The organism is Shigella sp. FC1544 (genome assembly GCF_001722145.1).
Classification (GTDB): Bacteria; Pseudomonadota; Gammaproteobacteria; order Enterobacterales; family Enterobacteriaceae; genus Escherichia; species Escherichia coli.
In genome coordinates, this window is record NZ_MECT01000076.1 from 1 (window position 1) to 8271 (window position 8271).

Below are 8271 nucleotides of genomic sequence, written 5' to 3' on the forward strand. Positions count from 1 at the left end.
TTTCTGGTGCGTACCGGGCTGAGAGGCGGTGTAAGTGAACTGTAGTTGCCATGTTTTACGGCAATGAGAGCAGAGATAGCGCTGATGTCCGGCAGTGCTTTTGCCGTTACGCACCACGCCTTCAGTAGCGGAGCAGGAAGGACATCTGATGGAAATGGAAGCCACGCAAGCACCTTAAAATCACCATCATACACTAAATCAGTAAGTTGGCAGCATTACCCAAAAATAAGATGATTATAAAAATGGGTTATAAGACGTTGATATGAAGTCGCAACAATGGCTGCAATTGGGCGTTTTGTCGAATAAACTGTCGCATATAAATAGCCATTTCTTTGTACGGTTAAATCCTTCAAATGAATCAGCGGAGAAAACGTTGCTGCCGAGGCCTCTTTGCTTAACGAGAAAAAGGTTTTCGTCACCGTATCATACACACCCCATTGCAATGTCGGATCATCAGACATCACTTCACTCCAGAAGAGAGGGTTGATAACCGCCACATAATTTCCCCGCTGCATATAGGTCATTTTATAGCCAGAGAAAAAAGGCGTATCGCGGTAATAATAGATAGAAACGTTAGGTTCACGCTTATAATCGGCCGGTGCAATCGTATAGCCGTTTACAGGCGCTATCAGCGATGAGCATAAAAAATGGTTATCACGGGCATAGATCAATTCATTAATATAAAGATAGCCACGAATAATATTCAACATTCGCTTTTGATGGGCTGGAGTGCAAACTTGCCCCTGATAGCGTTCAGCTGCATCGCTCACTAAATCTGCCTGGCGAATGACCAGCTCGGATTTATCCAGTGCCAGTTGAGCAAAGGTTCGGAGCTGATTATTCACTTCTGATTTTGCCCAAAGGAAGGCAATCCATAGCGAAAGAATGATGGGAAAGAGAACTAAAAAGATAATGCCCGGCAACGCCAGTAATTGGTGTCGTGCACGATGACTCATTGCTATCAATTTCCTGCCTGTTTATACCCGGCCATTGTAAGGTGAAAACCCTGGGTACCGACGTCTTTAGATAAATCTTACGGTATAAATAGCACTTTTGCCTGATTTGAAATTGATACCTTTCTAATCGTCACCTGGATGAAAATAATTCATTGATATTCAAAATTAATTTCCTACAGGAATGCAGAGGCGGCGGGAAGATATGCCCTTAATGCCACTGAAAAACCACATAATCTGTACAGCAATAAAAGTCACGGCCTAATATGGCTAACAAACAATCAATTGTGATATATTTCACAAAATTAATGAAACAAACAGAGTGTTTCATTTTTGTGTTCTGCAAGCCCCGCGATAGCCAGAGTGTACCACGCCTCCCGTGAACAACGCCGCGCTGTCCAGGGCATCGGCTCTTTTCAGAGGAATTGTTTGATGGCTACCCTCACCACTGGCGTGGTTCTTCTTCGCTGGCAACTTCTTAGTGCCGTAATGATGTTTCTGGCCAGCACACTCAACATCCGTTTTCGTCGGTCTGATTATGTCGGGCTTGCGGTGATCAGCAGCGGTCTGGGCGTTGTTTCCGCCTGTTGGTTCGCAATGGGGTTGCTTGGCATCACAATGGCGGACATCACCGCTATCTGGCACAACATCGAGTCGGTGATGATAGAAGAGATGAATCAGACACCGCCACAATGGCCAATGATTTTGACCTGATACGTAGAAGCCTCCATAACGGAGGCTTCTTTTTTATGGCTGGCAGATGCTTTAATCATCCACCTTAAAACAATATAACCTATTGTTTTAATGACAAATCAGAACGGAATGTCATCATCAAAGTCCATCGGCGGCTCGTTAGACGGCGCTGCCGGAGCGGACTGCTGCGGGCGAGACTGCGCGCCGCCGCTGAACTGATTGCCACCCTGCGGCTGCTGAGGCTGACCCCAACCGCCCTGCGGCTGACCACCACCGATATTACCACCTGCCGGAGCGCCACCACCCTGACGACCACCCAGCATCTGCATGGTGCCGCCAACGTTCACCACGACTTCTGTGGTGTAGCGATCCTGACCGGATTGATCGGTCCATTTACGGGTACGCAGCTGACCTTCGATATAAACCTGAGAACCTTTACGCAGATATTCGCTGGCCACTTCTGCCAGTTTGCCGAACAGCACAACGCGGTGCCATTCAGTCTGTTCTTTCATCTCGCCGGTCGCTTTATCACGCCAGGATTCGGAAGTAGCCAGCGTAATGTTGGCAACTGCGCCACCATTTGGCATGTAGCGTACTTCCGGGTCCTGACCCAGATTACCAACGAGAATAACCTTGTTTACGCCTCTGCTGGCCATGTTCGTGTCTCCTGAAAAAAATCGTTCTGAATAAGTGTAAATGCGCGATTGTACCATTACCAATAGCGCTTTTACTATGTTGTGACCTCGGTTCCGGGAAACAAACCTGGCCAGACATTGTTACACAACACTCCGGATAATGCATTCCAATACTGTATATTCATTCAGGTTAATTTGTGTCATAATTAACCGTTTGTGATCGCCGGTAGCACCATGCCACCGGGCAAAAAAGCGTTTAATCCGGGAAAGGTGAATGGATAAGATCGAAGTTCGGGGCGCCCGCACCCATAATCTCAAAAACATCAACCTCATTATCCCCCGCGACAAGCTCATTGTCGTGACCGGGCTTTCGGGTTCTGGCAAATCCTCGCTCGCTTTCGACACCTTATATGCCGAAGGGCAGCGCCGTTACGTTGAATCCCTTTCCGCCTACGCGCGGCAGTTTCTGTCACTGATGGAAAAGCCGGACGTCGATCATATTGAGGGGCTTTCTCCTGCCATCTCAATTGAGCAGAAATCGACGTCTCATAACCCGCGTTCTACGGTGGGGACAATCACCGAAATCCACGACTATTTGCGTTTGTTGTTCGCCCGCGTCGGCGAACCGCGCTGTCCGGACCACGACGTCCCGCTGGCGGCGCAAACCGTCAGCCAGATGGTGGATAACGTGCTGTCGCAGCCGGAAGGCAAGCGTCTGATGCTACTCGCGCCAATCATTAAAGAGCGCAAAGGCGAACACGCCAAAACGCTGGAGAACCTGGCAAGCCAGGGTTACATCCGTGCTCGTATTGATGGCGAAGTCTGCGATCTTTCCGATCCGCCGAAACTGGAACTGCAAAAGAAACACACTATTGAAGTGGTGGTTGATCGCTTCAAGGTGCGTGACGATCTTACCCAACGTCTTGCGGAGTCGTTTGAAACCGCGCTGGAGCTTTCCGGTGGTACAGCGGTAGTGGCGGATATGGACGACCCGAAAGCGGAAGAGCTGCTGTTCTCCGCCAACTTCGCCTGCCCAATTTGCGGCTACAGTATGCGTGAACTGGAGCCACGACTGTTTTCGTTTAACAACCCGGCAGGTGCCTGCCCAACCTGTGACGGCCTTGGCGTACAGCAATATTTCGATCCTGACCGCGTGATCCAAAACCCCGAGCTGTCACTGGCTGGCGGTGCGATCCGTGGCTGGGATCGCCGCAACTTCTATTACTTCCAGATGCTGAAATCGCTGGCAGATCACTATAAGTTCGACGTCGAAGCGCCGTGGGGCAGCCTGAGCGCGAACGTGCATAAAGTGGTGTTGTACGGTTCTGGCAAAGAAAACATTGAATTCAAATACATGAACGATCGTGGCGATACCTCCATCCGTCGTCATCCGTTCGAAGGCGTGCTGCACAATATGGAGCGCCGTTATAAAGAGACAGAATCCAGTGCGGTACGTGAAGAATTAGCCAAGTTTATCAGCAATCGCCCATGCGCCAGCTGCGAAGGGACGCGTCTGCGTCGGGAAGCGCGCCACGTTTATGTCGAGAATACGCCGCTGCCTGCTATCTCCGACATGAGCATCGGTCATGCGATGGAATTCTTCAACAATCTCAAACTAGCTGGTCAGCGGGCGAAGATTGCAGAAAAAATCCTTAAAGAGATCGGCGATCGTCTGAAATTCCTCGTTAACGTCGGCCTGAATTACCTGACACTTTCCCGCTCGGCAGAAACACTTTCCGGCGGTGAAGCCCAGCGTATCCGTCTGGCGAGCCAGATTGGTGCGGGCCTGGTTGGCGTTATGTATGTACTGGACGAGCCGTCTATCGGCCTGCACCAGCGCGATAACGAGCGCCTGTTGGGTACGCTTATCCATCTGCGCGATCTCGGTAATACCGTGATTGTGGTGGAGCATGACGAAGACGCAATTCGCGCCGCTGACCATGTGATCGATATCGGTCCTGGTGCGGGTGTTCACGGCGGTGAAGTGGTCGCAGAAGGTCCGCTGGAAGCGATCATGGCGGTGCCTGAATCGTTGACCGGGCAGTACATGAGCGGTAAACGCAAGATTGAAGTGCCGAAGAAACGCGTTCCGGCGAATCCAGAAAAAGTGCTGAAGCTGACAGGTGCACGCGGCAACAACCTGAAGGACGTGACGCTCACGCTGCCAGTCGGTCTGTTTACCTGCATCACAGGGGTTTCAGGTTCCGGTAAATCGACGCTGATTAACGACACACTGTTCCCGATTGCCCAACGCCAGTTGAATGGTGCGACCATCGCCGAACCGGCACCGTATCGCGATATTCAGGGGCTGGAGCATTTCGATAAAGTGATCGATATCGACCAAAGCCCAATTGGTCGTACTCCACGTTCTAACCCGGCGACCTATACCGGCGTGTTTACACCTGTGCGCGAACTGTTTGCGGGCGTACCGGAATCCCGTGCGCGTGGTTATACGCCAGGACGTTTCAGCTTTAACGTCCGTGGCGGGCGCTGCGAAGCCTGTCAGGGCGACGGTGTGATCAAAGTGGAGATGCACTTCCTGCCGGATATCTACGTGCCGTGCGATCAGTGCAAAGGTAAACGCTATAACCGTGAAACGCTGGAAATTAAGTACAAAGGCAAAACCATCCACGAAGTGCTGGATATGACCATCGAAGAGGCGCGTGAGTTCTTTGATGCGGTGCCAGCTCTGGCGCGTAAGCTGCAAACGTTGATGGACGTTGGTCTGACGTACATTCGCCTGGGGCAGTCCGCAACCACACTTTCTGGTGGTGAAGCCCAGCGCGTGAAGCTGGCGCGTGAGCTGTCAAAACGCGGCACCGGGCAGACGCTGTATATTCTCGACGAGCCGACCACCGGTCTGCACTTCGCCGATATTCAGCAACTCCTCGACGTGCTGCATAAACTGCGCGATCAGGGCAATACCATTGTGGTGATTGAGCACAATCTCGACGTGATCAAAACCGCTGACTGGATTGTCGACCTGGGACCAGAAGGCGGCAGTGGCGGCGGCGAAATCCTCGTCTCCGGTACGCCAGAAACCGTCGCGGAGTGCGAAGCTTCGCATACGGCACGCTTCCTCAAGCCGATGCTGTAATCGTTAAGGCCGCTTTCTGAGCGGCCTTTTCCTTTCAGAGTTGTACCAGCAATTTACGCTTTTCTTCCGGTAGTAAATTCACTGCCTGCTGATAAGACGCATCCACCAGATAATAGATTTGCGAATCCGGCAGCGAACCGTCGAGATACACGGTGCTCCAGTGCGCTTTATTCAGATGGCGGCCAGGACGCACATCGCTGTGCTGCTGACGTAGCAGCTCCGCCAGCTCCGGGCTGGTTTTCAGCGAAACAGCTGGGCGATTTTCTACTTCTTTCACCATCGCAAACAGTACATCTTCCACTTTGATCTGCGTCGCTTTCCAGTCGTTATGCACGCTCTGTTCTGCGCCTGGTTTTGCCATGCAATATTGTAGCAACTCCGAAATGGTCATTTTTTACTCCCCTTGTAGTGTCGCGATGATGCGACGCGATCCGCCGTGGATGCGATGTTCCCCCAGCCAGATGCCTTGCCAGGTGCCGGTCTGAATACGCCCTTTATGTAACGGCAATACAAGCGATGTTCCCTGCATTGAGGATTTGATATGAGAAGGCATATCGTCTGCTCCCTCATAGTCATGCTCATAATTTCCGTTGTCGGGAACGGTGCGGAGGAAAAAACGCTCCATGTCGTGGCGTACGGTGGGATCGCAGTTCTCATTAAGTGTCAGAGAGGCGGAGGTATGTTGCAGCAACAGATGCAGTAAGCCGATGTTAACGCGCGGCATATCAGCCAGCTGATTCAGAATTTCATCCGTTACCAGATGAAACCCACGAGATTTGGCGCTAAGCGTGAGCGTCTTTTGATACCACATGTGCTGCTCCTTGATAAAACTCTCTTAATCAGTTTGCAGCAAGACAGCGAAAGGATAAAGGTGTGATTAAAAAAACAGCATTCGGGAGAGCATCACGCTCTCCCGCTCTGTCAGTATTCTGAATTGACGATCACCTCTTCACCAAACGCACCCGCTTGTGGCAAGGGTTTGTAGGTAGAGTTGGAGGCGCGCAGAATGCGGATACCACGAGCGCCGACATCGCGTGCGGCGGTAATATCATTATCAGAATCGCCATAAAAAATTCGGATATTTTTATCCTGCAGCCATTGCGATTTTGTATTTCGCCCTGATTTATCGCCCGCAAAGATCACCGGATTCATGTTGGTGGCAGGAATATGAAAATTATCCGCCAGCGTTTTTGAAACCGTTTCTGTTTTCGTCGGACTACGACCAGTCACAAAGAAGATCGCGTCACCGCGGCGTACATGCATATCAATCAGCTGGCGAGCGACCTCTTTTGGAATGCTGAATTCATCCCAGCCATTGTTCATTTTTTCCCAGAACACAGGATTTTTCAGATAATCTTCGCTTTCTGGCGAGAAGGTTTTTTTGCCGCGCCAGAAGCCCGGGCTGGAAAAAAGTACCGTGTCATCGATATCAAACCCCACCGCCATTGGCGGACGCCCTGCGAGGCTATTTTCAATTTGTGCGACCGAAACCCAATGAATTGGTGCCTGTTCAGCAAGCCTGGCAACGTTAGTACCAGGGTTAAGCGGTGAAGGAGATGAGGCCAGGGCAACAGCGGAACTGTTTAGAGCGAACAATAAGCAAACGGCACTGATTGCCTGTGTGATCTTGCGCATATTTTTCCCTAAATAGTCAGTATGTTGAAACTTTTTATTGTGAGATTTGTTGCAAAAACCATCTGACCATAACGCCAGCTGCAGGGGAAAGGAAGGATTATCTGCGGTTTTTGTGATGAAAAGCAGGATGATTATATTTAACCCAGTAAATACGTTCCTATCTTTTTTTGTATAAAAAATGTTTATTACTCGATGTAAGGATACATTAATTTTACGTTTATTATGATGAATCCTCTGCAAATGAGCGAAATTTGATAGAACATTTATCTGCTGTACGATTTAATGAACTTAATGATACAGCATTACAAAAACAATCGAAGTTTATAAAGATGATTCCTGATTGACCAGAACCCTATCCTACAATGGTGATTATTTTTATTACTCGCGATGGAGATGATGATATGAATATATCATATATGAATAGCAACAAAACGACATCTTTACCTGTTGAGCTAGATGCACTAAATAATAAAGATTTTTCTTATGTCAAAGATTTCTTTTTATACATAGAAACACAGTTAAAAATTGCAAAAGATTTTTGTAGACCTGGAGAAGAAGTATCAAGTTCTATTGCAAGTAAAGTTTTTCACGCATTTATTTAGTTAACAAAATCAGGGGTAAGAAAGACTTTATGTATATTTGCACGCTTTGCTGTTTTGCCGAGGAGGTTAAAGGTGATTATTCTCATTACAGGACCTTTTTATTTGATATTGGTAATCAATATAAGGTTAAACTTACACAAAGCGGAAAAAAAGAGTTCTCTTTAACATTAGAATTTAACGATACTATAATTGAATCTCAGAAAGTCACAGGCAATAAGGCAAAGCATATTCTTGAGGATATAGAAATATTCTATCGTAACAAACCCGATACTTATTATTAAATTTAATAATGGTTAGATGTGCAGAAATTATTACTCCACACGAAAAAATAGGGAAAGGAAGGTAATGACTCCAACTTACTGATAGTGTTTTATGTTCAGATAATGCCCGATGACCTTGTCATGCAGCTCCACCGATTTTGAGAACGACAGTGACTTCCGTCCCAGCCTTGCCAGATGTTGTCTCAGATTCAGATTATGTCGCTCAATGCGCTGAGTGTAACGCTTGCTGATAACGTGCAGCTTTCCCTTCAGGCGTGATTCATACAGCGGCCAGCCATCCGTCATCCATACCACGACCTCAAAGGCCGACAGCAGGCTCAGAAGACGCTCCAGTGTGGCCAGAGTGCGTTCACCGAAGACGTGCGCCACAACCGT

The 8271-nt window shown here is 48.8% G+C and carries 7 protein-coding genes and 3 pseudogenes; 3 read left to right on the forward strand and 7 right to left on the reverse strand.

Features of this window, described 5'->3' with window-relative positions:
• Both BGK49_RS25525 and pdeC read right to left on the reverse strand, forming a co-directional pair.
• On the reverse strand, window positions 1–165 hold a 165-nt coding region (locus BGK49_RS25525), incomplete at its 3' end, for an IS1 family transposase (protein WP_047664789.1).
• Between the two features lie 56 nt (window positions 166–221).
• Window positions 222–956, reverse strand: a pseudogene (gene pdeC / locus BGK49_RS05555) (c-di-GMP phosphodiesterase PdeC); the annotation flags it as partial.
• Between the two features lie 429 nt (window positions 957–1385).
• Here pdeC and BGK49_RS05560 point away from each other — a divergent pair.
• The gene (locus tag BGK49_RS05560; protein WP_001295689.1) at window positions 1386–1667 is read left to right on the forward strand and encodes a YjcB family protein; all 282 of its coding nucleotides are present in this window, start codon (window positions 1386–1388) and stop codon (window positions 1665–1667) included.
• A 98-nt stretch (window positions 1668–1765) separates the two neighbouring features.
• On the opposite strand, the gene ssb1 is transcribed toward BGK49_RS05560, so the two are convergent.
• Window positions 1766–2302: a single-stranded DNA-binding protein SSB1 gene (gene ssb1 / locus BGK49_RS05565; RefSeq protein WP_000168305.1), complete on the reverse strand. Its 537-nt coding sequence runs from the start codon at window positions 2300–2302 to the stop codon at window positions 1766–1768.
• Between the two features lie 253 nt (window positions 2303–2555).
• Here ssb1 and uvrA point away from each other — a divergent pair, with 253 nt between their 5' ends.
• Entirely contained in the window at window positions 2556–5378 is a 2823-nt protein-coding gene (uvrA, locus tag BGK49_RS05570) for an excinuclease ABC subunit UvrA (RefSeq protein WP_000357691.1), read from the forward strand.
• Window positions 5379–5412: 34 nt separating this feature from the next.
• Here uvrA and BGK49_RS05575 read toward each other — a convergent pair whose 3' ends face one another.
• From BGK49_RS05575 to aphA, 3 genes are all read right to left on the reverse strand, one after another.
• A complete protein-coding gene (locus BGK49_RS05575) occupies window positions 5413–5769 on the reverse strand; it encodes an MmcQ/YjbR family DNA-binding protein (RefSeq protein ID WP_000155655.1) in 357 nt (118 codons plus the stop codon).
• A 3-nt stretch (window positions 5770–5772) separates the two neighbouring features.
• Window positions 5773–6189: a secondary thiamine-phosphate synthase enzyme YjbQ gene (locus BGK49_RS05580; protein ID WP_000270377.1), complete on the reverse strand. Its 417-nt coding sequence runs from the start codon at window positions 6187–6189 to the stop codon at window positions 5773–5775.
• A gap of 110 nt (window positions 6190–6299) precedes the next feature.
• Entirely contained in the window at window positions 6300–7013 is a 714-nt protein-coding gene (gene aphA / locus BGK49_RS05585) for an acid phosphatase AphA (RefSeq protein WP_005026022.1), read from the reverse strand.
• 401 nt (window positions 7014–7414) lie between these two features.
• Between aphA and BGK49_RS29070 the strand changes: the two are divergent.
• Window positions 7415–7619: pseudogene (locus BGK49_RS29070) on the forward strand (hypothetical protein).
• A 352-nt stretch (window positions 7620–7971) separates the two neighbouring features.
• Here the strand turns inward: BGK49_RS29070 and BGK49_RS05595 are convergent.
• Window positions 7972–8271 (reverse strand): annotated as a pseudogene (locus BGK49_RS05595) (IS1-like element IS1X2 family transposase); the annotation flags it as partial.

What these genes read in the sequence shown, in the direction of transcription:
- BGK49_RS05560 (WP_001295689.1), top strand. Translation starts at nt 1,386, where the DNA reads ATGGCTACCCTCACCACTGGCGTGGTTCTTCTTCGCTGGCAACTTCTT.
- ssb1 (WP_000168305.1), bottom strand. Translation starts at nt 2,302, where the DNA reads ATGGCCAGCAGAGGCGTAAACAAGGTTATTCTCGTTGGTAATCTGGGT.
- uvrA (WP_000357691.1), top strand. Translation starts at nt 2,556, where the DNA reads ATGGATAAGATCGAAGTTCGGGGCGCCCGCACCCATAATCTCAAAAAC.
- BGK49_RS05575 (WP_000155655.1), bottom strand. Translation starts at nt 5,769, where the DNA reads ATGACCATTTCGGAGTTGCTACAATATTGCATGGCAAAACCAGGCGCA.
- BGK49_RS05580 (WP_000270377.1), bottom strand. Translation starts at nt 6,189, where the DNA reads ATGTGGTATCAAAAGACGCTCACGCTTAGCGCCAAATCTCGTGGGTTT.
- aphA (WP_005026022.1), bottom strand. Translation starts at nt 7,013, where the DNA reads ATGCGCAAGATCACACAGGCAATCAGTGCCGTTTGCTTATTGTTCGCT.